Raw genomic sequence first — 22,952 nt, 5'->3', positions numbered from 1 at the left:
AACCGTAGATCGGCTGCGGTTCTACCTCGCCACAGTTCTACCTCGCCACAGTTCTACCTCGGCGTGGTGGGTGGGATGGGTGGGTGAAAGTTTGGTCTGGTGACGGGGTAGCCTCTGGCCGTGTCTTCCGCCGCCCGTCCTGCGCCCGCTCCCGGCACCCGCCCCGGGCCGCTCGGCGGCGCGTTCACCAGGGTCGTCGCGGCCAACCTCAGCTCGAGCGTCGGTGACGGCATCGCGCGGGTCGCAGCGCCGCTCCTGGCCGTGCAGCTGACGAACGACCCGCTGCTCGTCTCGCTCGTCGCGGTCGCGGCGCTGCTCCCCTGGCTGCTGTTCGCGATCCCGGCGGGCGTGCTCGTGGACCGGATCGACCGGCGGCTCGCGCTGGGTCTCGCGGGCGGTGTCCGCGCGCTCGTCGCGGCGGGCCTGCTCGCACTGCACGTCACCGGCGCTCTCACCATCTGGTGGCTCCTGCTGGTCGTGTTCCTCTACGGCATCCTGGAGACGGTGTACGACGGCGCCGTCCGCGCCGTCATCCCGTCCCTCGTCGGCAAGGGCGACCTGCCGCGGGCGAACTCGCGCATCGAGGCCACCGAGATCGTGGTGCAGCAGTTCCTGTCCCAGCCGCTGACGTCCTGGCTGCTCGCGTTCTCGGCCGTCTGGGCGCTCGGGCTGAACACGGCCGCCTACGCCGTGGCGGGCGGGCTGGCGCTCAGCCTCCCCGCCGTCGCGTCCGGCATGGCCGGACGCCGATTCGGCGGGCGCGCCGGCCGCTTCGGCGGACGTACCGAGCCGGCGCCGGACGCCGCGTCCACGACAGCCGGCGCGCCCGACGGCACGCAAGGCCCCGACTCGATGGTGGCCGGCTGGCGCGCCGAGCTGGTCGCCGGCTTCCGCTTCATCTGGAGCAGCGCGATGCTGCGGCCGCTGTGGGTGGTGAGCGTGCTCATCGGCCTCTGCCACGCCGCGATCACGTCCACGCTCGTGCTCTTCATCCTGGAGCGGCTCGACGTGCCCGAGGCCTGGTACGGCACCTTCCTGCTGGCCGGCGCCACGGGCTCGCTGACCGCCGCCGTCGTCACCAACCGGCTCAAGACGCGCTTCGGGACGGGTCCGGTCATGGCCGCCGCGAACGCCATCGGCCTGGGGGCGTGGTTCCTGGCCGGTGCGTTCCCCCTGGCCGGGGTGGGGGCGGCCGCCATCTTCGTCTCGTTCGGCTGCACGACGGCGTGGAACGTGCTGGTCATGTCGCTGCGCCAGGCCGCGGTGCCGAACGAGCTGCTCGGCCGGGTGCACGGCACGTGGCGCACCGCGCTGTGGGGCACGATGCCGCTGGGGTCGCTGATCGGCGGCCTGCTGGCGCGTTCCGGCTACAGCACGCCGCTGATCGTCGGGGCGACGGCGGGCCTGATGGTCGCCGCCGTCGGGCACCGGTACATCGTGTCGCTGCCCGACCCGGAGACCCTCGACCCCGCCTGACCTCCTCGTTGCGGGCGCGATCGTTGCGACTACGTGTCTCTCTTAGGCGCAACGGTCACGCTCACAACCAGGAGGGTCAGATCCAGCGCTTCCAGCGGAAGACGCCGAACAGGCCCACGCTCACGGCCAGCATCGCGACGAGAGCCGCCGGGTAGCCGTAGGCCCAGTCGAGCTCCGGCATGACGTCGAAGTTCATGCCGTAGACCGTGCCGACGAGGGTCGGGGCGAACAGGATGGCCGCCCAGCCAGAGATCTTCTTGACCTCCTCGCCCTGCCGGACGCTGACCTCCGACAGGTGCTTCATCTCCTCGTTCTGCCGCTGCGCGACGAGGGTGGCCGCAACGGTCAGGATGTCGCGGAGGGCCGCCCGGAACACCTCGATGCGGTCGGCGGTCTCGGTGAGGTGGTCCGCGACGTCGCGCAGGTAGGCCTGCAGCTCCGGGTCCACGCCGTACTTCTCGGCGCCCTTGGTGAGCGAGGCGCAGACGCCCTGCTCGGGCCGGACCGCGCGCTGGAAGTCGATGACCTCCCTGGACAGCTCGTAGATGCGCCGCGACACGTCGGGGGCACCGCCCCAGACGTCGGACTCGATCTCGTCGATGTCGTGGTCGAGACCCGCGACGACGGGCGCGTACCCGTCCACGACGCTGTCGAGGATCGCGTACAGGACGGCCTCGGGCCCGCGGGCGAGCATCTCGCGGTCCGCCTCCAGGCGCGCGCGCACCGCGGCCAGGTCCGGCGAGGCGCCGTGGCGCACCGTCACCACGAAGTCCGGGCCCACGAACACGTGCAGCTCGCCGAACTCGACCTCCTCGGCGTCGTCCAGGTAGCGGGCAGCATGCAGCACCACGAACAGGGTGTCGCCGTACCGCTCGATCTTGGGGCGCTGGTGCGCCTGGATGGCGTCCTCGATCGCGAGGGGGTGCAGGTCGAACTCGCGCGCGAGCGACGTCAGCTCGGCCTCGTCCGGCCGCTCCAGCCCGATCCAGGCCATCCCGCCGGGCCGCGAGCGGAGCGCGCTGAACGTCTCCGCGAGGTTGTCGTAGCCGGCGGTGCGCACGCCGTCGTCGTAGATCGCGGCGGCGACCACCGACGAGCGCGGGGCGGGAGGGGCGGGGCGGGGTGCGACGTCGGGCGCGACGTCGACGGCGCGGCGCTGGCGCAGGCCGCCCAGCAGCGGACGAGAAGGACGGGCAGGCAGGAACGTGGCCATGGGGAACTCCTGGGGTCGAGCGCAGGAAAAAGGACTGCGAACGGACACCGCAACAGGGACGGCCGAACGACCGGTGGACCTCACGCCCGGGAGGGGCGGAGCGCACCGGTGCGCGAGAACCCGCGCTCAGGCGGGCGGGGAACCGTCAGCTCAGCTGCGGTTCGGACTACTCGGAGGCTCGCTACGGGTCATGCGCGCCACCTCCTTGGTCCATGCGGCGGATCGCCGCGCCGTACGTTCTCGACGGGGTCAGTCTAGCCACGTCATGGCACGTAATCGAACCCATTCGAGAGCGGGATCACAAAATTCACCAGGCGTCGTGCGGACGGTGGTGCACGCCCGGCGGGGTGTGGAACTCGTGCGGCGTCGGGGCCAGGTAGGCCCGCGCGAACTGCAGCGAGGCGGCCAGGTCGTCGTGCCGCTCGGCGGCGGTCCGCGCCGCGCGCGTCGAGATCTCCACGCAGACGTCGCCGCTCCAGCGGCGCGCCACGAGCTCCTGCAGCACCTTCTCTGCCTGCATGCTGCCGCGGCCGGGCACCAGGTGCTCGTCGCGCGCGCCGTGGTTGCCGTCCGCGAGGTGCACGTGCCGCAGGCGGTCGCCGAACGTGTGCAGCAGCGTCAACGCATCCTGCTGCGCCACGCTCGCGTGCGACAGGTCGAGGGTGACGGCGTCGTAGTCGTGCTCCGCGGGGTCCCAGCCAGGCAGGTAGGCCTGGAACTCGCGCTTTCCGCCGCGCCACGGGTACATGTTCTCGACGGCGATGGTCACGCCGGTCGACTCGCTCAGCGCGCGCACCTGGTCCTGGAACTGCCGCGCGTACTTGTACTGCCAGCGGAACGGCGGGTGCACCACCACCGTGCCGGCCCCGAGCTCGAGGGCCATGTCCGTGGTCCGTTCCAGCTTGGCGACCGGCGACCGGCCCCAGACCCGCTGGCTGACCAACAGCGTCGGCGCGTGCACCGAGCGCACCGGCATGCCCGTGTCCGCGGACAGCTTCGCCAGGGAGCGAGGGTTCTGGGTGACTTCCTCCGACCAGATCATGACCTCGACACCGTCGTAGCCGAGCTCGGCGGCCGACTCGAAGGCGAGCGGCACACGACGCGGGAAGACCGACGCCGTCGAGAGCGTGACCTGCACGTCGGGTGCGGCCGGCTCCTGCGGATCGGTCCGGATCGGTTCGGGCATGCGGGCCACCTTAAAGCGCCTACGTGACTGGGATGTGACCAGGGGGTTCAGATGGAGTTCAGGGGAGAAGACGTTCCCGTACCACGGCGCGGGCTGCCTGCGCCGTCGGGCAGTCGAGAACCGTGCGTGCCAGCTCCGCGCACTCCTCGCGGGACACGCCTGCCAGGGTGCTCGCGACGTCGGCCAGCGCACGGGGGGTCATGGACAGAGACGTTACGCCCAGTCCCACCAGCACGGGGGCGAGGAGCGGATCGGCCGCGGCCTCACCGCACACTCCCACGGGAGCACCATGCACCGCACCGCCCTCGCACGCCACCCGGACGAGCTCCAGGACGGCGGGCTGCCACGGGGTCGACAGTGCCGCCACACCGGCCAGGTCGCGGTCGGCCGCCATCGTGTACTGCGTGAGGTCGTTCGTGCCGAGGCTGGCGAACGACACCTCGGCCAGCACGTGCCGGGCCTGCAGCGCGGCCGCCGGCGTCTCGATCATGACACCCGACTGCTCCAGGCCGTGCGCGGCGCAGGCGGCGGCGAAGTCGCGGGCCTCGTCCACGGTCGCGACCATCGGCGCCATCACCCAGACCTCCGCCGTCTCCGCGGCCGCGGCCTGCGCTATGGCGCCGAGCTGACGGTCCAGCACGCCCGGGTGCGCGACGGCGGTGCGTAGCCCGCGCACACCGAGCGCGGGGTTGTCCTCGTGCTCGGGCGTGAGGAAGCGCAAGGGCTTGTCGGCGCCGGCGTCGAGCGTGCGGACCACCACGCGGCCACCCGGGAAGTGGGACAGGACCGCCCGGTAGGCGGCCACCTGCTCCTCGACGCTCGGCTCCTCGCCCCGGCCCAGGAAGCAGAACTCGGTGCGGAACAGGCCGACGCCCCGAGCGCCGGCGGCCGCCGCGTCCGCTGCCGCCGCCGGGTCGGCGACGTTCGCCACGAGCTCCACCTCGGAGCCGTCGCGGGTCACCGCCCGGCCGTCGAAGGTGGCGGCGGCGATCCGTCGCCGGGCGCCTTTCACGTCCGCCGCTGACGGGGACCGCAGGACGGTGCCGAGGGTGCCATCGACCACCAGCTCCTCGCCGTCGACGAGGTCGCTCGCGCCGGGCAGTGCCACGACGGCCGGGATGCCGAGGGCTCGGGCCAGGATCGCCATGTGCGAGGTGGGGCCGCCGCGCGCCGTCACCACCGCCGTGACCACCGCCGGGTCGAGCATCGCGGTGTCCGCGGGGGCCAGGTCGCTCGCCACCAGCACGAACGGGTGACCCGGATCGGGTACGCCGGGTGGGGCGGCGCCAGTGAGGGCGGCGACTATGCGGTCCCGCACGTCCCGTACGTCGCGGGCTCGCTCCGACATGGGCGGGCCGAGCGCCTCGAGCTGCATCGCCACCGATCCCGCGGCGTCCCACACGGCGCGCTCCGGGGTGAGCCGGTCCTCCCGGACCCTGCGGGCGGCGCCGGCCGCCAGCGTCGGGTCGGCGGCCATCGCCGCGGTGACCGCGAGCACGTCGGCGGCGGTCCCCGAGGCACGACCCGCACGCTCCGCCAGGTCCCCTTCCACGCGGGCGGCAGCCTCCTCGACGGCGCGGACGGCGTCATCGGCCGAACCGGACAGGCGGCTGGTACTCGGCTCGGGGACCCGGGCCGGCATGCGCACCACGATCCCCACCGCACGACCCGGGCTCGCCGGGACCCCCGTGAGCCTCTCGCTCGTCATCCGTACGCTCCCTCAAGGCTCGTCGTCGAGTGCGCTCGGAACGTTACACGCGAGCGCCTCGGCGAGCGAGACTCGGTCGCTGCGGCGAGCTGGGAGCGCGCCGCGCCCCGGACCGCCGTCGGGCAAAGGACGGCTCTCGTGGTGGTCCGTGATCTGACAAGATGACCCCATGGCCGAGGCCCTGATCGTCGGATCCCCCGTCGCAGGACGGGTGGTCGCGATGCGCGACGTGCCCGATCCCGTCTTCGCAGAGAGCATCGTCGGCCCGGGGCTCGCGATCGACCCCGACCCCGAGCTCGGCGGGCGCGTCGTCGCGCCGTGCGCCGGGGTGGTGGTGAAGCTGCATCCGCACGCGTTCGTGCTGCTGGCGCCGCCCGCGGAAAAGCCGGCCCCGCCCGAGGGCGCTTCCGCGGCGCCTGCCGCCCCTGTCGCGGGCCGGGGCGTCCTGGTACATCTCGGCATCGACACCGTCCAGCTGAAGGGCGAGGGCTTCGCCCTGCTCGTCGCCGAGGGCGACACCGTCGCGGCCGGCCAGGAGCTCATCGTCTGGTCCCCCACCGAGGTGTCCGACGGCGGCCGCTCGCCCCTGGTGCCCGTCGTCGCCCTGGACCTGGGGCCGCGCGGCCTCGAGGAGCTGGTCCGGCCCGGTACGCGGGTCCAGGCGGGAGACGCGCTGTTCCACCTGCCGTGACCTGTCAGACGCTTCGGGAGGTGTCAGACCCTCAGGACACCTGAGTGATTTGTGGGTCTGACCGGTCCGCGGGATTCTGCCAGGTCAGGCGGCTCAGGTTGCCAGCACCTCGGGGAGCTCGGTCAGCGCGCTGATGACCGTGGTCCGTGCCGCCTCGGGGCGGAGGGCGTGCAGGTATCCCCACGGACCGCGGCGGAGCAGGACCGGCCGCATCCCGGCCTCGGCGGCGGGGAGGACGTCGTTGTCGAGCCGGTCGCCGACATAGGCGATCTCCTCGGGCGCGACACCCGAGAGCTCTGCGACGCGAGCGAAGAATCCGGGCTCCGGCTTCTGCACGCCCCACTCGTCCGAGGTGCGGATCGCGCTCGCCGGCAGGTCCATCGCCTCCAGCGCGGCGCGCGCCTCCGGCGGCTGGTTCCCCGCGATGACGACGTCGAAGCCCGCCGCGCGCAGCGCCGTGAGGGCGGGCCGGACGTCCGGGTAGAGGTCGTCGGCGTCGAACCCGGTGCGCAGGCCGTCCGGGTCGGCCTCCTCCCAGCGGGCGATCTCGGCCGCGATGTCGAGTCCCGGTCGCACCATCTCGAAGGCGTCGCGGTGCGGTCGGTCGAGCGCGGCGCAGCCGCCGAGCACACCCAGGAACGTGAGCGGCGGGACCCCGAGCCGCTCAGCCCAGCGGAGCCAGATCCGGGACTCGTCGATGAGCGTCTCTCCGACGTCGAACACCACGGTGCGCACCATGGGCCCGACCCTAAGACGTGTCAGACCCACAGGTCACCCGGGTGACCTGTGGGTCTGACACGTCGGGTGGGTGAGGCGGGTCAGCCGCGGAGCGGGAGCGTGAGCTCGGCGTCGCCGCCCGGCACCACGCGGACCGGGACCCCCCAGTCCTGCTGCGCCAGGTGGCAGGCGGGGAAAACGTCCGGGTCCGGCTCGCCGTTCGGCAGCAGCGGCACCTCGTCGCACGACGCCGCCTTCGCGGTCACGTGCAGCACACCCTCGGCCACCTCTGGGTTGATCACCAGGTCCCGGAACAGATCGGTCCCGTCCCCCGCCCCGGACAGCAGCAGCTCCGGCGGCGTCGCGCTGACCTGGAGCGACGTCGACGGACCCCAGCGGTCGTCGAGCTTCTGACCCGGCGCCGGCACGAACGGCACGTCCAGCCGGAGCGGCCCGGCGCCGACGTCGGTGGCAGGGCGGGCGACCCGGTGCGCACCGCCGTCGAGCACCTCGCCCGCCAGGGTCGCCGGGAGCGCGACCCGGGTGAGCCGGTGCGCCGCCGACTCGACCACGAGCAGGTGCACCGCACCGTCCGCGACCTCGACGAGCACGTCCGACGGCTCGGCGAGGTCCTTCGCGAGGGTGGTCACCTCGCCGGACGCCGGGTCGTACCGGCGCAGCGCGCCGTTGTAGGTATCGGCGACGACGACGGAGCCGTCGGGCAGCGTGGCCCCGCCGAGGGGGTGCTGCAGCAACGCCTGGTCGGCGGCGCCGTCGCGGTGCCCGAAGTCGAACAGGCCCTGGCCGACGGCGGTGCGGACGACAGCGCTGGGCGCGCCGTCGGCGCCGTCGGACAGCTCGACCCGGCGCAGCGACGAGGTCTCGGAGTCGGCTATCCACAGGCCACCGTCGGGCCGGCCCTCGGCATCGACGGAGGGCACGACGCCGGACGTCTGGGCGAACCAGGCGCCCTCGCCCGGACCGTCCTCCAGGCCCTCGTTCATGGTGCCGGCGAGCAGGGCCGCCGAGCCCTGCAGCAGGTCGACCTCCCACAGGGTGTGGTTGCCGGCCATGGCGACGACGAACGCGCCGCGCACCGGCGACCACGCGACGTCCCACGGGGAGCTCAGCCGCAGGTCGAGCGGCGCGACGGCCGTCCCGGCCTCGAAGGCCCGGGACGGGGCGCCGTCGCGCCCGGCGACGTTCTCCTGGCCGCCGACCATGAACTGCTCGCCGGTACCTGCCACCGTCGTGACCGCGCCGTCGTCGAGGCGCACGCCCCGCAGTGCGTGGTTGACGGTGTCCGCGACCACGACGTCGTAGCCGAGGTGGGCACGCAGCTCATCCGGCACCAGGCACAGGCCGTTCGGCTCGCTGAACCGCGCCTCGCGGGCGCGGGCGTCCAGCAGCCCGCGCTCGCCCGAGCCGATGCGCCGCACGAGCGTCTCGCCGTCGGGTGCGAGCTCGGCGAGGGAGTGGTGCCCGGCGTCCGCGACCAGGAGGTTCCCGTTCGGCAGCGCGAGGGCCTTCGCGGGGAACCGCAACGTGCCCGAGGCCGGGGCGGGCGGCACGTACGGCCCGTCGCCTCGGTGCAGCGTGCCCTTCGCGGCGTGCTCGGCGATCAGGTCGGTGACGAGCGCGGCGATCGCGGAGCCGTGCCCCTCGCCGGCCATCTGCGCCACGATGTACCCCTCGGGATCGATGACCACGAGCGTGGGCCAGGCCCGCGCGGTGTACGCGCCCCAGGTGATCAGCTCCGGGTCGTCCAGGACGGCGTGCCGCACCTCGTACCGCTCGACGGCGGCGGCGAGCGCGTCCGGATCGGCCTCGTGCTCGAACTTGGGCGAGTGCACACCGACGATGACGAGCTCGTCGCGGTGCCGCTCCTCGACCTCGCGCAGCTCGTCGAGGACGTGCAGGCAGTTGATGCAGCAGAAGGTCCAGAAGTCGAGGACGACCACCTTGCCGCGCAGCTCGGCGAGCGTGATGTCGCGGCCGCCGGTGTTCAGCCAGCCGCGCCCGACGAGCTCGGACGCGCGGACCCGGGGAAGACTCTGGACTCCTGTGCTCACCCGGCCATTGTCACTCCCGGGACGTGCTGCCCTTCCCGTTGTCCGGCCTGCGAGCACGCCACTGCTCGACCAGTGCCTTGTCGGCCCGACGGCGCGTGAGGTCGCTCTTGCTGGAGTGCACGGCCGCCCGGTGCGCAAGCAGAGCGTCGCGGTCCCGCTCGAGGGCCCACATCAGGGCCGCGCGCACGTCGGCGCGAGTCACCCGCGCGCTCCGCGTCTCATCCATCGTCCCGATCATTCTCGCCGTTCCGTGTTCACCGGGCCCGGAGCGGGCACCGCCAACGATTCAGGAGGAGACCCAGGACGTTTTGTGACATCCCAGGTCTTCCTGGCTTTCACCCGGCCATGGTTGGGTGTAGCAGAGGAACGTACCGCGCAAACCTGGCGAGGCGATATCCGTCTATCGGATGACTTTGTAGGACAGACCGGCGTGTCGCCACTGCGCGTGCCGTGTCGTGTGGGTGGGTGAGGAGAGGATCAAGGCATGGACCGCGACCAGGCCAGGAAGATGAAGGAGCAGCTCGCAGCCTTCGCCCGAGAGCTCGCTGAGAAGCATGGAGTCGTGGCAACGCCGCGGTCATTGGGCGGGCGATCGGCGTCGGAGGCCGCCGACGTCGTCCGCGCCCCCACCCTCGCCCTCGGCCTGGTTCCCCAGGCCGAAGGCGGTTTCGGCATCGCCGTCCGCTACCGGCTCGGGATCCCCCGGGCCCGTTCGATAGTGCGCAAGGTCTCGGCAGAGGTGGGACCCGACGTCGACATCCGACGCACCGGCCGCATCCGCCCCGTGAGCGAGCTGGGCCCGCGCCCACCCGCACCGACGTCGCAGGCCGACGGCGACACGGACCGACGCCGGCCGCTGCGGCCGGGCATCTCCATCGGCCACGTCGGTGTCACGGCGGGCACCCTCGGGGCGTTCGTGACCCGCGCGAGCCCCGGCGGCGACAGCGAGCTCTTCGCGCTCTCGAACTACCACGTGCTGGCCGGCTCCCCCGACGCACGGCCCGGCGACACGGTCCTGCAGCCCGGCCCCGCGGACGGAGGGCTGCCGCCGGGTGACCGGATCGGTGAGCTGACGGAGGTGGTGAACCTGGACGCGCACGAGCCCGCCTACACGGACGCCGCCATCGCACGGCTCGACCGGGTGCCGATCGACTTCGAGTACCCCGTCGGGCGCGTCGTGAAGACCGCACGCGCCCTCGGTGGTGAGATCGTCGGCAAGGTCGGCCGCACGACGGCGGTCACCCGGGGGCGGGTCACCGCCATCGAGCTGGACGACGTCATAGTGGGCTACGAGGATCTCGGCGCGCTCAGCTTCGACGACCAGATCGAGATCGAGAGCCTCGACGACGGCCCCTTCTCCCGGGGCGGCGACTCGGGGGCGCTCGTGTACCGGGAGGACGGCGTGGCGATCGGCCTCCTGTTCGCCGGGTCGGAGTCCGGCGGACACAGCGGGAAGGGACTCACCTATGCCAATCCGATCGACCAGGTCCTCGACATCCTGGAGATCGAGCTGGCCGGCGAGCCGGCGCATCCGTTCGGATGAAGTACGCACTGGCCGGAGTACGGAATGCACCAGTTCGAGTTTGTTCGGTATGCGCACCAGCGTTTCCCACGCCGGGCGTGTCGGTCCGGGCGTCCGCGAGCGCGGGCGTGTCCGCCCGGCGCGTCGCCGGCCGCAACCTGCCTGACCTGCGGCTCTGCTCGGGCCTCGAAAAGTGACCTTCGCCTCATGCCGAACACCATGCAAGGGGGTAGACACGGGGGACACAATGGATGACCAGGAGGTGATCGGGATGGCAACACTCGACGAGGCTCGGTCCGCAAAAGCCGCATTGCGGGAAAAAGTGACCGGGCTCGACGGTGTGATCGGAGTTGGCGTCGCCCCTGAGTTCACGACGTCCTTCGGGCAGCCTCCGCGCGAGTACCCAGCACGAAAGCACACTGAACCCGGCACGTCCGGTGGATCACCGGTCGAGGTGCTCGCCGAGGAGGTCTCGGTGGAGCAAGTGACAGGACCCGGCGGAAGCTGGGTACTGCAGGTCAATGTGACGGACCCAGGCCTCGTGGACAAGGTTCCCGAGGAGATCGACGACGTCGCTGTGCGCGTGCGCGTCGTGGGCGCCGTCCGCGCAGGCTGAACCCCATCGCGCCGAAGTAGAGCGTCCGTCCGGACGCACGCTCTACTTCGGCGACCAAGGTGCCGGGCGTCGGACGGACGCTCTACTTCGGCGTACTTCAGTCAGCCCAGCGTGGTCGGCAGGTTCGGCGTCTCGTCGAGCACCTGCTCGGCCAGGAAGGCCGAGACCACCTGGTACCAGACCTTGGCGTTCTGCGGCGTGAGGACCCAGTGGTTCTCGTCCGGGAAGTACAGGAACCGGTGCACGGTCTCGCCGTCGTCGGAGGCGGGCAGGCCCGACTTCGTCAGCAGCTCGAACCACAGGCGCAGGCCCTCGCCGATCGGCACGCGGTAGTCCTTGTCACCGTGGATCACGAGCATCGGCGTGCGGATATCGCCCACCGCCAGGTGTGGGCTGTTCTCCAGCGCCATCTCGGGAGTCATCTCGCGGGCCCAGTAGAAGCCGGCGTCCGTGGTGGGGCCGAACTGGTCCAGCGCCCACAGGCTGGCGTGCGTCACCACCGCCTTGAAGCGGTCGGTTTGTCCGGCCACCCAGTTCGCCATGTAACCGCCGAACGAGCCGCCCATCGCGGCCGTGCGTGTCTCGTCGATCTCGGGCAGCGCCTCGGCGGCGTCAGTGATCGCCATGAGGTCGGTGAACGGCGCCTTGCCCCAGGCGCCCCACCCCCGCTGGACGAACTCCTGGCCGTACCCGGTCGACAGCGCCGGGTCCGGCAGCAGCACGGCGTAGCCCTGGGAGACCATCAGCCACGGGTTCCAGCGCCAGCTCCAGGCGCTCCAGGAGCTCAGCGGGCCGCCGTGGATCCACAGCAGGAGCGGGGCCTTGGCATCCGGCCCCGCATCACGGGGCAGCGCCAGCCAGGCGCGTACGCGCGTCCCGTCCTCGATGGTGGTCTCGATCTCGGTGAGCGCGCCCGGCAGCTCCGGGGCCGGCACCGGCGAGCGCAGGAGGGTCGCGGCGAGCGGGGTCCGCTCGCCCGGTTCGCCCGAGGCGCGGAAGCCCGCCAGGTCGATCCGCACCGGCTCGGCCGGGGCCGCGTAGGAGGTGCGCAGCGCGAACAGAGTGGCGCCGTCGTGGGTGACCGATAGGTCGGAGAAGACGGCGTCGTCGGCGGTCAGCTTCTCGACCACGACGTCGCTGCCCGGGAGTGCCCCGGAGAACGTGAGCAGGAAGACCGGGCCGCGGCCGTCGTCGTCGGCCTGGACCAGCAGGCCGCTGCCGTCCGGCAGCCAGGTGGGGCCGCCGGGCCAGCGGTCCCAGTCGTCGGCGAGGACCACCGGCTCCGCGGAGCCGTCGGTCGGCACCAGGGCCAGCCGGATCACCGGGGCCTCGTCCGGGGTCGAGATGGACTCGGTCACGTAGGCGACCCAGGCGCCGTCGGGCGAGATGCAGGGGCCGGTGGCGTCGGCGTCGGGGTCGTCCACGAGCACCCGGCGGTCACCGGTGGCGGTGTCGATGGCGACGAGCGTGCTGCGGACGGCGGCACCGGCGTCGGGCACCGACCAGGTGGTGACCAGCGTGGCGCCGTCCGCGGACAGGTCCGCCGAGTGCTCGAAGAGGTGCCGGCCCGCGCCGGTGAGGTCGCGCAGGTCGAGGTGCTTGCCCGAGACCGGGCTCTCCTCGTCCGGGGTCTCGCCCTCGGCGGCCGGGGTTCCGGGCAGCGGCGCCGCCGGTTCGTCCGCGAGCGCCGCGAGGTCGCCGGCGAAGCGCCGTGGCTGGTCGGGTCCGAGGTCGTGGTCCCAGAGCCGGACCGGGTAGCCGGTGTGCAGGATCGCGGAGACTTTCTGGTCCTTGCGGGCCTTGCGCAGCTCGGCGTCCTGCGTCAGGTCCTTCGCGGAGGGCAGGAGGCCGGCGGCGACGCTCACCGTGTCGGAGTCGCGGGCCGTGAGCGGCCCGGAGGTGCCGCCCGGCGGCGCGGCGATCACGCGGGCCTCGCCGCCGTCAGCCGGCAGGAGCCAGAGGGCGGACGTGGGCTCGTCGCCTTCCTTGCCGTCCGGGTCCGGCCGGGCGGAGGTGAACAGGAGGTCGCCGGAGCGGGTGAAGACGGCGGACGACTCGCCCTTCGCGGACCGGGTCAGCCGTCGTGCCGGTGCCTCGCCTGCCGGGTCCACCTCCCACAGGGCGGTGCGGTAGGCGGTGCGCTCGCCGTCGAGCGTCTGGACTCCTACGACGATGCGGGTGCCGTCCTGGCTGGCCGTGAGGCCGGTGAGCCGCGGGATGGCGACGTAGTGGTCGAGGTCGTGGAACGGGGTCTGCGGAGATTCGCTCACCGAACACGTCTACCACGCACCCCCCTGGTTGTGGGCGCGATTTTTGCGACTACGCGCCCGTTTTAGGCGCAACGATCTCGCCCACAACCAAGGTCCGGTCAGGGGTCACCTCGCTTTGCGGCCTGGTCTGCCTTTTCGGCCAGCATCTTGTTGTAGGCCTCGAGCTCGGCGTCGCCGTCGCGTTCCGCCTTGCGGTCGTTCCGCTTGGCCTCGCGCGCGTCGGAGCGGGCCCAGGAGATGGCGACGCCGACGGCGAGCAGCAGGGTCGGCAGCTCGCCGATGCCCCAGGCGACGGCGCCGCCCTTCTGCTGGTCCTCGATCGCGCTGGGTCCCCAGGGACGGCCCATGAGCCCGAACCAGTCGGGCACGAGCAGCGCGGTCCCCGAGGTGAGCGTGACGCCGAAGAACGCGTGGAACGCCATGGTGGCGAACAGGAGCACGAGCCGCAGCGGGTACCCGGGGCGGGAGGGCCCGGGGTCGACGCCGATCAGGGCGTTTGCGAAGAGGTAACCCACGAGCGTGAAGTGGGCGACCATCCACAGGTGACCCGCGTAGGTGGTCAGCGCCAGCTCGAACAGGGGCGTGAAGTAGAAGACGATCATCCCGCCCGCGAACAGGACGGCGGCCACGACCGGGTTCGCCAGGAACCGGCCCACTGCCGAGTGCACCAGGACCAGGACCCACTCGCGAGGACCGCGCGATCCGTCCTTGCGCGCCGGGACGGCCCGGACGAGCAGGGTGACGGGCGCCGCCAGCACGAGGAACAGCGGCACGACCATCGCGAGGATCATGTGCTGCACCATGTGCGCGCTGAACAGGACGTGTCCGTAGGCGGCGGCCCCGCCGTTGGTGGCCCAGAACAGGACGAGGATGCCGAGGCACCAGGAGATGGTGCGGCCCACGGGCCAGGCGTCCCCGCGGCGCCGCAGCCGCAGGGCCCATCGCACGTACACGAACAACGCGGCCGCGCAGGCGAACGCGAGGATGACGTCCCACTGGAACTCGGTGAGCCAGCGCAGCGCCGTCGGCTCGGGCGGCAGCGGGTGGCCGGTGACGATCTCGGCCGGGGTGGGGTCGACTATCTCGTCGTCGGGCACGGGGGGCGCCGTGGAGCCGAGGGCGACCGCCACACCGGACACCGCGCCCATCACCCCGACCTCGACGGCGGCGAGCCGCCAGAACAGGCCGATCGCGGCATTCCTGGTGGTGGTGCCGGCGGAGAGCCGGGCGACCACGGTGCTGCGGTGCAGGTAGCCCAGGCTGCCCAGGACGATCAGCAGCGCCGCCTTGACCACCAGCAGGGTCCCGTAGTCGGTGCTCAGCCCGTCGAGCGAGCCGATCCGGATCCAGGCGCTGACCAGACCCGAGACCGCCACGGCGAGGAAGCACCAGAAGGCGATCTCGGAGTAGCGCCGGATCACGTCGGCGGTCACGGCGTGCCGCAGGCCGACGAGGGCGATGGCGCCCAGGCCGCCGATCCAGAGGGCCGCGCCGCCGAGGTGCAGGAACAGGGCCGAGATGGCGACGTCGTGGCTCGCGGCGCCGGCGGCGTGGCCGGTCGAGGACTGCATTCCGAGGGCGACCAGCGGCAGCGCGAGCGTGCACAGGGCACCGACCGGTCCGCGCACCAGGAGCGCGATCGCCGCCGTCAGCGCGGCGACGATGACGATCCCCAGGTAGGTACGCCCGATCTCGAGGTTCGACACGTACTCCATCAGCGCGGTGCCGAACGTCGGTGAGTCCAGGGGCACGTAGAACGACCACGAGAACCGCAGGACGAGCTGCACCAGCGCCGCGAGGGTCCACACGCCGGCGGCGACGCCCGCCACCCCGAGGGCTCGGTCCACCAGCGGCCCGCGCGGCAGCACGCAGGCTGCCAGCGCGAGCGCGCCCACGGTCACCGCGAGCGACAGCTCGGTGAGCACGGTCGCGACGGGTGCGCCCCAGCGGACGACGGCGCCCGGGTCGGTGAAGTTCGCGAACGCGGTGAAGGCACCGGAGAAGGCGCCGGCCGCGAAGAGTGCCGCGAGCGCCACCAGGCCCGCGGCGGGCAGGGCGACGACGAGCCAGGAGGGGCTCGTGGGGCCGCTCGCGGTGCTCGTCCGAGCAGGTCTGCTGGTCCTGTTCCGGGCGTCGGTCGGGGTCACGCAGTCCAGCCTAGGCGCGCTGCGGGGCGGTTCTGACCGCCTGCAGGTGTCCGGTTGACCACGCCGTGAGCTCCTCGGAACCGGGCATTCCGACAGCGTTCAGGAAAAGTTCGGCCGGATTATGCACCAAACCCAACCCTTTAGCCCTCTTCTGCGTTGTGACCAGTGTGGACCTCGCGAACATCATCACCGAGACCGACGACTCCGTGCCGTGCTCGGAACAGCCCGAGCTCTGGTTCGCGGAACATCCCGCGGACCTTGAAGAAGCGAAGCGCGCGTGCGCGGTCTGCCCGCTCAAGGCCCAGTGCCTCGCGGGCGCCCTCGCCCGCCGCGAGCCGTGGGGCGTCTGGGGCGGCGAGATCGTCGTCGACGGCACGGTGCGCAGCCGCAAGCGTCGTCGCGGCCGGCCGCGGTCGATCGGGGGCATGCGCGTGGCCTGACGGCCACGCGACCACTGAACTTTGCCCGAGGCACGGCGAACCGAGTCCAGTCGCCGTGAGACGCCGGAGCAGTCCGCTCTCCGCACCCAGGATCTCCCAGACGGATCCGGACGGGCGCACTGCCCCGGTCGCCAGACGTGTCAGACCCCCAGGTCACCATGGTGACCTGGGGGTCTGACACGTCACATCGGCTTCAGCCCCATACCAGGCCGTGCGCCGGCTCCTCGAGCACGCGCGCGACGTCAGAGAGGAACCGGGCGCCGAGCTCGCCGTCGGCCAGCCGGTGGTCGAAGCTGAAGCTCAGCTGCGTGACCCACCGCGGCTTCACCTTGCCCTTGTGCACCCACGGCTGCTTGCGGATCGCGCCGAAGGCGAGGATCCCCGCCTCCCCCGGGTTGAGGATCGGCGTGCCCGTGTCGATGCCGAAGACCCCCAGGTTGGTGATCGTGATGGTGCCGTCGGACATGTCCGTGACCGAGGTGCGCCCGGCCCGCGCGGTCGCCGTCAGCCCGGCCAGCGCCTTCGCGATGCCGAGCAGGTCGAGCGTGTGCGCGTCCTTGATGTTCGGCACCACGAGCCCCCGCGGCGTCGCCGCGGCGATGCCCAGGTTCACGTAGTGCTTGTAGATGATCTCCTGCGCCGCGTCGTCCCAGGAGGCGTTGATCTGCGGGTGCCGCTTCACGGCGAGCAGCACCGCCTTGGCCGCGACCAGCAGCGGCGTCACCTTGACGTCGGTGAAGTCGCGGTCCTCCTTGAGGTCCGCCACGAGCCGCATCGTCTTCGTGACGTCCACGCTGTGCAGGACCGTCACGTGCGGTGCCGTGAACGCGCTGGCGACCATGGCCTCGGCGGTGCGCTTGCGCACCGACCGCACCGGGACACGCGTCTGGCGCCCGTCCGGCGAGACCACGCCGGAGGCGAGCCACGGCTCGTCGTCCGGGTAGTGCGTCAGCGTGCGCACCGACGAGCGCTCGGCGTGGGCGACCACGTCCTCGCGCGTCACGATGCCGCCGGGACCCGACGCGTGCACACCCGCCAGGTCCACCCCCAGGTCCTTGGCGAGCTTGCGGACCGGCGGCTTCGCCAGCACGCGCGCCCGCGCGGCGGTGGTGGTCCCGGTGTCGGACGGCGGAGTGGCCGGCCTGGCCGGGGCGGGTGCGGGGGCCTCATCGGGCTCGGCCACCGGAGCAGGCTTGGCCACCGGGGCCGCGGCGGCCACCGGAGCAGGAGCAGCCGACGGCGCGGCGGCCGGGGCCGCCTGGTGCCGGCGACGCCGTCCGCCGGCCTTCGCCTCGGCCGTGCCGTAGCCGACGAGCACCGATCCGGAGCTCTCGTCCTGGGCGCCCGCAGGGGCGGGGGCGCCGGAGCCGGCGTCCGAGGCGGCACCGGAGACGGTGCCGTTCGGAGCCGACCCGCCGTCGGCGCCGTCGGACACCGTGATCTCGATGATCGGGGTGCCGACGTCGACCGTGGTACCTGGCTCCACGAGCAGGGCGGAGACCGTCCCGTTCCAGGGCGACGGCAGGTCGACGAGCGACTTCGCCGTCTCGATCTCGACGATCGTCTGGTTCACCTCGACGGTGTCGCCGACGGCGACCTGCCACTCGACGATCTCGGCCTCGGTGAGACCCTCACCGACGTCGGGGAGCGGGAACCTCTGGTTCTTCGAACTCACTCTCGGCTACTCCTGGCTCAGTGCGCGAAGGCACGGTCGACGGCATCGAGCACGCGATCCACGCTCGGCAGATATTCGTGCTCGTGCTTCGCCACCGGGTAGGGGGTGTGGAAGCCGCCCACGCGGAGCACGGGCGCCTCGAGAGCGTAGAAGCACTCCTCGGTCACCCGTGCGGCGATCTCGGCGCCGGACCCGAAGAACACCGGCGCCTCGTGGATGACGACGCAGCGCCCGGTCTTGCGCACGCTCGCCACGACGGCTGCCGTGTCGAGCGGGGAGATGGCACGCAGGTCGAGCACCTCGGCGGAGCGGCCCTCCTCGGCCAGCGCCTCGGCGGTCTTGACAGCAGTCGCGACGGACGGCCCGTACGCGACGAGCGTGACGTCGGTGCCCTGGCGGACCACCTTGGCCGCGTTCAGCGTGTCCGTGCCGACCGGTGCGTCCAGGTCGACCGGGCCCTTGCCCCAGTACCGGCTCTTCGGCTCGAAGTACAGCACGGGGTCCGGGGAGGCGATGGCCTCCTGGATCATCGTGTAGGCGTCCTGTGGGCTGCTCGGCGAGACCACGCGCAGGCCCGCGGTGTGCGCGAACAGCGCCTCCGGGCTCTCCCCGTGGTGCTCCACGCCGCCGATGCCGCCACCGTACGGGATGCGGATCACGACGGGCATCTGCACCGCGCCGCGCGTGCGGTTGTGGATCTTCGAGAGCTGCGTGGTGATCTGGTTGAACGCCGGGAAGACGAACCCGTCGAACTGGATCTCGCACACCGGCCGGTAGCCGCGCATGGCCAGGCCGATGGCGGTGCCGACGATGCCGGACTCGGCCAGCGGCGTGTCCACGACCCGCTGCTCGCCGAACTCCGCCTGCAGGCCGTCGGTCACGCGGAAGACGCCGCCCAGCGGGCCGATGTCCTCACCCATGAGCATGACCTTGTCGTCGCGCCGCATCGCGGCGCGCAGGCCCTCGTTGATCGCCTTGCCGAGCGAGAGCGTCTGGGTGCCCGACGCCGGTTCGGGGGCGCCGGATGTGGTCTGCGTGCGTTCCGCCATGGTTGTCATCGTGCGCCTCCCTGCGCTGAGTCCGCGATCGCATACTGCGGGGCCGGCGGCTCACCGGCGTCGTAGGCCTCGTACCAGGCCCGTTCGGCGGCGACGGTTCCGTGGGGCGTCGCGTACACGTGGTCGAACGTCGAGACGGGCGCTCCGCCGTCGAGGGCGCGGACGCCGGTGCGCAGCTTGGCGCCCAGCTCGTCCCCCGTGGCCTTGATCTCGGCCTCGAAGTCCTCGTCGAGCGCGCCCTCGGCGCGCAGCAGGGCGGCCAGGCGGTCGATCGGGTCCCGGCGTTGCCACTGCTCCTCCTGGTCGGAGGTGCGGTAGCGGGTCGGGTCGTCCGACGTCGTGTGGGCGCCCATGCGGTACGTGAAGGCCTCGATGAAGCTGGGCCCCTCGCCCGCCCGGGCCCGCTCGAGCGCTTCCTGCGTCGCGGCGTACACGGCGAGCACGTCGTTGCCGTCCACCCGCAGGCTGGGCAGGCCGAACGCCTCACCGCGCCGGTACAGCGGCGTCTTCGTCTGCCGGGTGGTCGGCTCGGAGATCGCCCACTGGTTGTTCTGCAGGAAGAACACGACGGGCGCGTCGTTCACCGCGGCGTAGACCATCGCCTCGTTGACGTCACCCTGCGAGGTGGCGCCGTCGCCGAAGTAGGTGATCACGGCGGTGCCGTCGTGCTTGTCGTGCGGGGTGCCGTCCCGCTGGACGCCCATGGCATAGCCGGTCGCGTGCAGGGCATGGGCACCGATGACGATGGTGTAGACGGCCGAGTTGTGCTCGGTCGGGTTCCATCCACCGTGGTCCGAACCGCGGAAGAACCGCAGCCGGTCGACAGGGTCCACGCCACGGACCTGCAGCACGCCGTGCTCCCGGTACGACGGGAACACGTAGTCCTGCGGTCGCAGGGCGTAGGCACTGCCGACCTGCGCGGCCTCCTGGCCACGAGCCGGCGCGAACAGGGCGAGCTCGCCCTGTCGCTGGAGCGAGGTCGCCTCGTCGTCGAATCGGCGAGTCAGGACCATGTCGCGGTACATGCCACGGAGGTCTTCCGTGGTCAGGGCAGCGGCGCGGTCGCGATAACCCTTGGAGCCGCGTGTCGTGACGCGGTTCCCTTGGGGATCGAGTAGCTGCAACGTCGGGATCGCCTCGTTGGAGCCGTTGGTCGTAGTCACGCTTCCTCCTTCAACTGCGGACGCGAGCGCCCGCTGTTGCGGAGACGCCCGGTCCGTTCCGGGGACCTTTCCATCCTGGCACGGGTCCAGCCGGAAATTTGGCCGATCCGCAACCTACGCTCTCGTAGCCTACGCAAGCGTAGGCTACGGCTCCGTAGGTTGGTCTGCCACGATGCCACCCAATCTCTCCGGGAACCGTTTGTCGGATTCCACCAAGCCGCGCGACGGAGTCTCGGCGCCCCGGACCCAGTACCTGCTGACCGGCCTGCCGACCGCCCGGCCGCGCGGCGTCCGCGTCCCGGTCGGACCAGTGCCGATACTGATCCGGTGCCCCTTCCCGAGCCGTACGACAGCTGGTTTCCCGACGCGCCCATCGACGGCACCTACGGGTACGACCGCGCGGCGCTGCGTGCGGTCGAGCCGGTCCCGCCGCCCGCCGGCTTCGGCGACCTGTGGCACGGCTGGTTCGCCGCGTCCCGCGGCGTGGGCCCCGAACCCCGGCTGACGTCGCTCGGCAGGCAGGGCGCGCACGACGTCTACGAGCTGGAGCACACCGGCACCGGCGGGCTGCGGCTGCGCGGCTGGCTGGCCCTGCCCTCCGACGGCGCCGCCCGGGTCGGCGTCGTGCGCGGCCACGGGTACGGCGGCCGGGAGGCGCCCACCTTCGACCGCGTGCCCGACGACGCGGCCGTCGTCTTCCCCGTCGCCCGCGGGCTCGGAGCGCTCAACACCGGCGTCGGCGCCCCGGACACGGCGGCCGAGCACGTCCTGCACGGGATCAGCTCGGTGGAGACGTACTCGCTGGGCCGCTGCGCCGTCGACCTCTGGCATGCCGCCGACGCCCTCGTGGATGTGGCGGGCGACCTGCCGCTGTACTACGTGGGCGAGAGCTTCGGCGGGATCGGGGCACTGGCGGTGCCGTGGGACCAGCGGTTCGTGGGCGCGACCTTCGTGGTGCCCAGCTTCGGGCAACACGACGTGCGCCTCGGCCTGGAGTGCACGGGCAGCGGGGAGGCCGTGCGCCGGTACGTCGCCGAGCATCCGGAGGCCCGGGACGTGCTGCGCTACTTCGACACGTCGACGGCGGCCGGCTACCTCCGGATCCCCGTGCGCTGCGAGTGTGCGCTCTGGGACGCCGCGGTGCCGCCGCCCGGGCAGTTCGCCGTGGCGAACGCGGTGCCGGCGGCTGCGCTGGAGCTGCAGGAGGTGCCGGCCGGGCACGCGGAGTACCCCGGCAAGGAGGACGACATCGCCCTGGCCGCCCGGGCAACTCGGGCCCACATCGCGCGCTGCCTGGAGCGCTGACAGGGCTGATTGGGCTTGGTCAGGCCGATTGGGCTTGGTCAGGCCGATTGGGCTTGGTCAGGCCGAGCCGGGCCGGCCCGCCCGGCTCAGCGCGCGACGCCGTGCCGTGTGACGCGGTGGGCCAGGAGCGCAAACACGACGGCACACCCGGCCTGGACCGTCAGGGCGGTCACGAACCCGAGCGCGAGGCCCGACCCGAAACCGCCGGCGTCCGCCGCGGCCGTTCCGCCGCCGTGCCCGCCCGCAGCACCGGCCACCGTGTGGAAGAGCCCGCCGAGCAGCGCCACGCCCAGCCCCAGGCCGAGCTGCTGCAGCGTCGTGAGCAGGCCGCCGGCGACGCCCGCCGCCCAGGTCGGCGTCCGGGACAGCACGGTCTGCAGCGCGGGTCCGAACATCATCGCCTGCACGGCGCCCAGCGCGACCAGCAGCGGCTGCAGCATTAGCGGGGCGCTCCGCCCGCCGTCGAGCCAGACCACGAGGGCGATGCCGAGCAGCACCAGAGCCTGACCCGTCGCGGCGTAGACCATGATCCGCGGCCCGACCCGGCGCAGGATCCGCGGCAGCACCAGCGCGGTGACGACGAAGGTTCCGCCGAAGCCGAGCAGGAGGACGGCGGCGCCCCACCCATCGGCGCCCCACACGGTCTGCGAGTACTCCGAGATCTCAAAGAGGAAAGCACCGTAGGTGACGAAGAAGAGCATCGTCATGATCAGGCCGATGCGGACCACCGGAACGCGCAGCACGCTCGGTGGCACCACGGGCAGCAGACCGCGCCGCTCCGCCCGCAGCTGGGTCACCTGGAACACCACGAGCGTCCCCGCCGCCACGGCCAGCAGCCCCAGTGCCCAGGCGGGCCAGCCCGCCGTCGGGCCGATCGTCAGCGGAACCACGAGCGCCACCAGCCCACCACCCAGGAGCGCGGCGCCCGGCACGTCGAGCACGAGCGGCGCGTCCGACCGTGACTCGGGCACCGCTCGCAGGCCCAGCAGGGCTGCGAGCGCGATCACGGCGGTGACGAGCTGGACCGCGCGCCAGCCCAGGTGCTCGGGCGCCGAGACGACGACGGCGCCCGCCACCACCTGGCCCGCGATCGTGGCCACCGCGGAGGACGCGGTGAAGAGGATGATCCCCCGGGCGCGCAGGTCGTCGGGCGCGGTCGCCTGGATGGTCGACAGCACCTGCGGCGTGAACAGCCCGGCCGCCAGGCCGAGTGCGGCCCGCAGTACCACGAGGTCGACAAGGCCTTGCGCAAGCGCGGTGAGCGCGGCCAGCGCCCCGAAGCAGGCCAGCCCGACCGTGAAGAGCCGGCGCCGTCCGTACCGGTCGCCCAGCCGTCCGGAGATCACCAGGCCCGCGGCGAACGTCGTCGTATAGGCGGACAGGACGAGCAGGCCACCCGACGGCCCGGTGTCCATGTCGGCGGCGATGGCCGGGACCAGCAGGTTCACCGCGCCGAACGTGAAGTTCACCGGGAGAAAGCCCAGCAGCAGGACGGCGAGGCCGCCGGGGGTCAGGGCTCGGGCGGAGCTCAATGCTGCCGGGGTGGTGGCGGGGGTGGCTGCCGGTGTACCGGCCGGAGTTGCCTGGCGTGCGCCCTGGTCGACCGCCGCAGGAAGGGACGATGTCATGCTCCGACGATGCGGGTACCGGAATCCTGGTACCAGGAGCCTGTTCATACGGGTACTGGCACCAC

18 protein-coding genes are annotated in these 22,952 nt (G+C 72.5%); 6 read left to right on the top strand and 12 right to left on the bottom strand.

Annotated elements, in window-relative coordinates:
* Positions 1 to 120: 120 nt before the first annotated feature.
* Positions 121 to 1,476: an MFS transporter gene (locus tag EW117_RS14825; protein WP_165362699.1), complete on the top strand. Its 1,356-nt coding sequence runs from the start codon at positions 121 to 123 to the stop codon at positions 1,474 to 1,476.
* A 76-nt stretch (positions 1,477 to 1,552) separates the two neighbouring features.
* Here EW117_RS14825 and EW117_RS14820 read toward each other — a convergent pair whose 3' ends face one another.
* The 3 genes from EW117_RS14820 to ptsP form a co-directional block, all read right to left on the bottom strand.
* Positions 1,553 to 2,689, bottom strand: a complete 1,137-nt coding sequence (locus tag EW117_RS14820; protein WP_129787489.1) for a magnesium and cobalt transport protein CorA — start codon at positions 2,687 to 2,689, stop codon at positions 1,553 to 1,555.
* Between the two features lie 307 nt (positions 2,690 to 2,996).
* Positions 2,997 to 3,875, bottom strand: a complete 879-nt coding sequence (locus EW117_RS14815) for a sugar phosphate isomerase/epimerase family protein (RefSeq protein WP_129787488.1) — start codon at positions 3,873 to 3,875, stop codon at positions 2,997 to 2,999.
* 58 nt (positions 3,876 to 3,933) lie between these two features.
* Positions 3,934 to 5,583: a phosphoenolpyruvate--protein phosphotransferase gene (ptsP, locus tag EW117_RS14810; RefSeq protein WP_129787487.1), complete on the bottom strand. Its 1,650-nt coding sequence runs from the start codon at positions 5,581 to 5,583 to the stop codon at positions 3,934 to 3,936.
* 169 nt (positions 5,584 to 5,752) lie between these two features.
* On the opposite strand from ptsP, the gene EW117_RS14805 reads away from it, so the two are divergent.
* Positions 5,753 to 6,274 (top strand): PTS sugar transporter subunit IIA, encoded by a 522-nt coding sequence (locus EW117_RS14805; RefSeq protein ID WP_129787486.1) that lies wholly within the window; start codon positions 5,753 to 5,755, stop codon positions 6,272 to 6,274.
* A 93-nt stretch (positions 6,275 to 6,367) separates the two neighbouring features.
* Here EW117_RS14805 and EW117_RS14800 read toward each other — a convergent pair whose 3' ends face one another.
* From EW117_RS14800 to EW117_RS14790, 3 genes are all read right to left on the bottom strand, one after another.
* Positions 6,368 to 7,012: an HAD family hydrolase gene (locus tag EW117_RS14800; protein WP_129787485.1), complete on the bottom strand. Its 645-nt coding sequence runs from the start codon at positions 7,010 to 7,012 to the stop codon at positions 6,368 to 6,370.
* Between the two features lie 80 nt (positions 7,013 to 7,092).
* Positions 7,093 to 9,063, bottom strand: coding sequence for an NHL domain-containing thioredoxin family protein (locus EW117_RS14795; RefSeq protein WP_129787484.1), 1,971 nt, complete (start codon positions 9,061 to 9,063; stop codon positions 7,093 to 7,095).
* Between the two features lie 10 nt (positions 9,064 to 9,073).
* The gene (locus tag EW117_RS14790) at positions 9,074 to 9,289 is read right to left on the bottom strand and encodes a hypothetical protein (RefSeq protein WP_129787483.1); all 216 of its coding nucleotides are present in this window, start codon (positions 9,287 to 9,289) and stop codon (positions 9,074 to 9,076) included.
* A 258-nt stretch (positions 9,290 to 9,547) separates the two neighbouring features.
* On the opposite strand from EW117_RS14790, the gene EW117_RS14785 reads away from it, so the two are divergent.
* Both EW117_RS14785 and EW117_RS14780 read left to right on the top strand, forming a co-directional pair.
* Positions 9,548 to 10,606: a chymotrypsin family serine protease gene (locus EW117_RS14785; RefSeq protein WP_129787482.1), complete on the top strand. Its 1,059-nt coding sequence runs from the start codon at positions 9,548 to 9,550 to the stop codon at positions 10,604 to 10,606.
* A gap of 250 nt (positions 10,607 to 10,856) precedes the next feature.
* Positions 10,857 to 11,201 (top strand): hypothetical protein, encoded by a 345-nt coding sequence (locus EW117_RS14780; protein ID WP_129787481.1) that lies wholly within the window; start codon positions 10,857 to 10,859, stop codon positions 11,199 to 11,201.
* A gap of 101 nt (positions 11,202 to 11,302) precedes the next feature.
* Here the strand turns inward: EW117_RS14780 and EW117_RS14775 are convergent, their stop codons facing one another.
* Both EW117_RS14775 and EW117_RS14770 read right to left on the bottom strand, forming a co-directional pair.
* Positions 11,303 to 13,471 carry a S9 family peptidase gene (locus EW117_RS14775; RefSeq protein ID WP_129787480.1) on the bottom strand — a complete coding sequence of 723 codons (2,169 nt, stop codon included), beginning with the start codon at positions 13,469 to 13,471 and terminating at the stop codon, positions 11,303 to 11,305.
* 98 nt (positions 13,472 to 13,569) lie between these two features.
* Entirely contained in the window at positions 13,570 to 15,618 is a 2,049-nt protein-coding gene (locus EW117_RS14770) for a bifunctional copper resistance protein CopD/cytochrome c oxidase assembly protein (RefSeq protein ID WP_129787479.1), read from the bottom strand.
* A gap of 158 nt (positions 15,619 to 15,776) precedes the next feature.
* On the opposite strand from EW117_RS14770, the gene EW117_RS14765 reads away from it, so the two are divergent.
* A complete protein-coding gene (locus EW117_RS14765) occupies positions 15,777 to 16,058 on the top strand; it encodes a WhiB family transcriptional regulator (RefSeq protein ID WP_308434123.1) in 282 nt (93 codons plus the stop codon).
* A gap of 193 nt (positions 16,059 to 16,251) precedes the next feature.
* Here EW117_RS14765 and EW117_RS14760 read toward each other — a convergent pair whose 3' ends face one another.
* From EW117_RS14760 to pdhA, 3 genes are read right to left on the bottom strand one after another with little or no spacing between them, the layout of a single operon-like run.
* On the bottom strand, positions 16,252 to 17,733 hold the full coding sequence (locus EW117_RS14760; protein ID WP_129787478.1) for a dihydrolipoamide acetyltransferase family protein: 1,482 nt from the start codon (positions 17,731 to 17,733) through the stop codon (positions 16,252 to 16,254).
* Positions 17,734 to 17,750: 17 nt separating this feature from the next.
* On the bottom strand, positions 17,751 to 18,782 hold the full coding sequence (locus tag EW117_RS14755; RefSeq protein ID WP_129787517.1) for an alpha-ketoacid dehydrogenase subunit beta: 1,032 nt from the start codon (positions 18,780 to 18,782) through the stop codon (positions 17,751 to 17,753).
* 5 nt (positions 18,783 to 18,787) lie between these two features.
* The gene (gene pdhA, locus EW117_RS14750; protein ID WP_165362698.1) at positions 18,788 to 19,954 is read right to left on the bottom strand and encodes a pyruvate dehydrogenase (acetyl-transferring) E1 component subunit alpha; all 1,167 of its coding nucleotides are present in this window, start codon (positions 19,952 to 19,954) and stop codon (positions 18,788 to 18,790) included.
* A 327-nt stretch (positions 19,955 to 20,281) separates the two neighbouring features.
* On the opposite strand from pdhA, the gene EW117_RS14745 reads away from it, so the two are divergent.
* Complete coding sequence (locus EW117_RS14745; RefSeq protein WP_129787477.1) at positions 20,282 to 21,259, top strand: acetylxylan esterase; 978 nt, start codon at positions 20,282 to 20,284, stop codon at positions 21,257 to 21,259.
* A gap of 86 nt (positions 21,260 to 21,345) precedes the next feature.
* Here the strand turns inward: EW117_RS14745 and EW117_RS14740 are convergent, their stop codons facing one another.
* Positions 21,346 to 22,887, bottom strand: a complete 1,542-nt coding sequence (locus EW117_RS14740) for an MFS transporter (RefSeq protein WP_129787476.1) — start codon at positions 22,885 to 22,887, stop codon at positions 21,346 to 21,348.
* Between the last annotated feature and the right edge of the window lie 65 nt (positions 22,888 to 22,952).

The sequence above is a fragment of the Promicromonospora panici genome (genome assembly GCF_900608595.1).
Taxonomy (GTDB): Bacteria; Actinomycetota; Actinomycetes; order Actinomycetales; family Cellulomonadaceae; genus Promicromonospora; species Promicromonospora panici.
Note: the sequence above shows the minus strand (reverse complement) of the source record. Positions and strands in the feature narration are given on the sequence as shown.

What these genes read in the sequence shown, in the direction of transcription:
- EW117_RS14785 (WP_129787482.1), top strand. Translation starts at nt 9,548, where the DNA reads ATGGACCGCGACCAGGCCAGGAAGATGAAGGAGCAGCTCGCAGCCTTC.
- EW117_RS14780 (WP_129787481.1), top strand. Translation starts at nt 10,857, where the DNA reads ATGGCAACACTCGACGAGGCTCGGTCCGCAAAAGCCGCATTGCGGGAA.
- EW117_RS14820 (WP_129787489.1), bottom strand. Translation starts at nt 2,689, where the DNA reads ATGGCCACGTTCCTGCCTGCCCGTCCTTCTCGTCCGCTGCTGGGCGGC.
- EW117_RS14755 (WP_129787517.1), bottom strand. Translation starts at nt 18,782, where the DNA reads ATGGCGGAACGCACGCAGACCACATCCGGCGCCCCCGAACCGGCGTCG.
- ptsP (WP_129787487.1), bottom strand. Translation starts at nt 5,583, where the DNA reads ATGACGAGCGAGAGGCTCACGGGGGTCCCGGCGAGCCCGGGTCGTGCG.
- EW117_RS14740 (WP_129787476.1), bottom strand. Translation starts at nt 22,887, where the DNA reads ATGACATCGTCCCTTCCTGCGGCGGTCGACCAGGGCGCACGCCAGGCA.
- EW117_RS14800 (WP_129787485.1), bottom strand. Translation starts at nt 7,012, where the DNA reads ATGGTGCGCACCGTGGTGTTCGACGTCGGAGAGACGCTCATCGACGAG.
- EW117_RS14805 (WP_129787486.1), top strand. Translation starts at nt 5,753, where the DNA reads ATGGCCGAGGCCCTGATCGTCGGATCCCCCGTCGCAGGACGGGTGGTC.
- EW117_RS14815 (WP_129787488.1), bottom strand. Translation starts at nt 3,875, where the DNA reads ATGCCCGAACCGATCCGGACCGATCCGCAGGAGCCGGCCGCACCCGAC.
- EW117_RS14790 (WP_129787483.1), bottom strand. Translation starts at nt 9,289, where the DNA reads ATGGATGAGACGCGGAGCGCGCGGGTGACTCGCGCCGACGTGCGCGCG.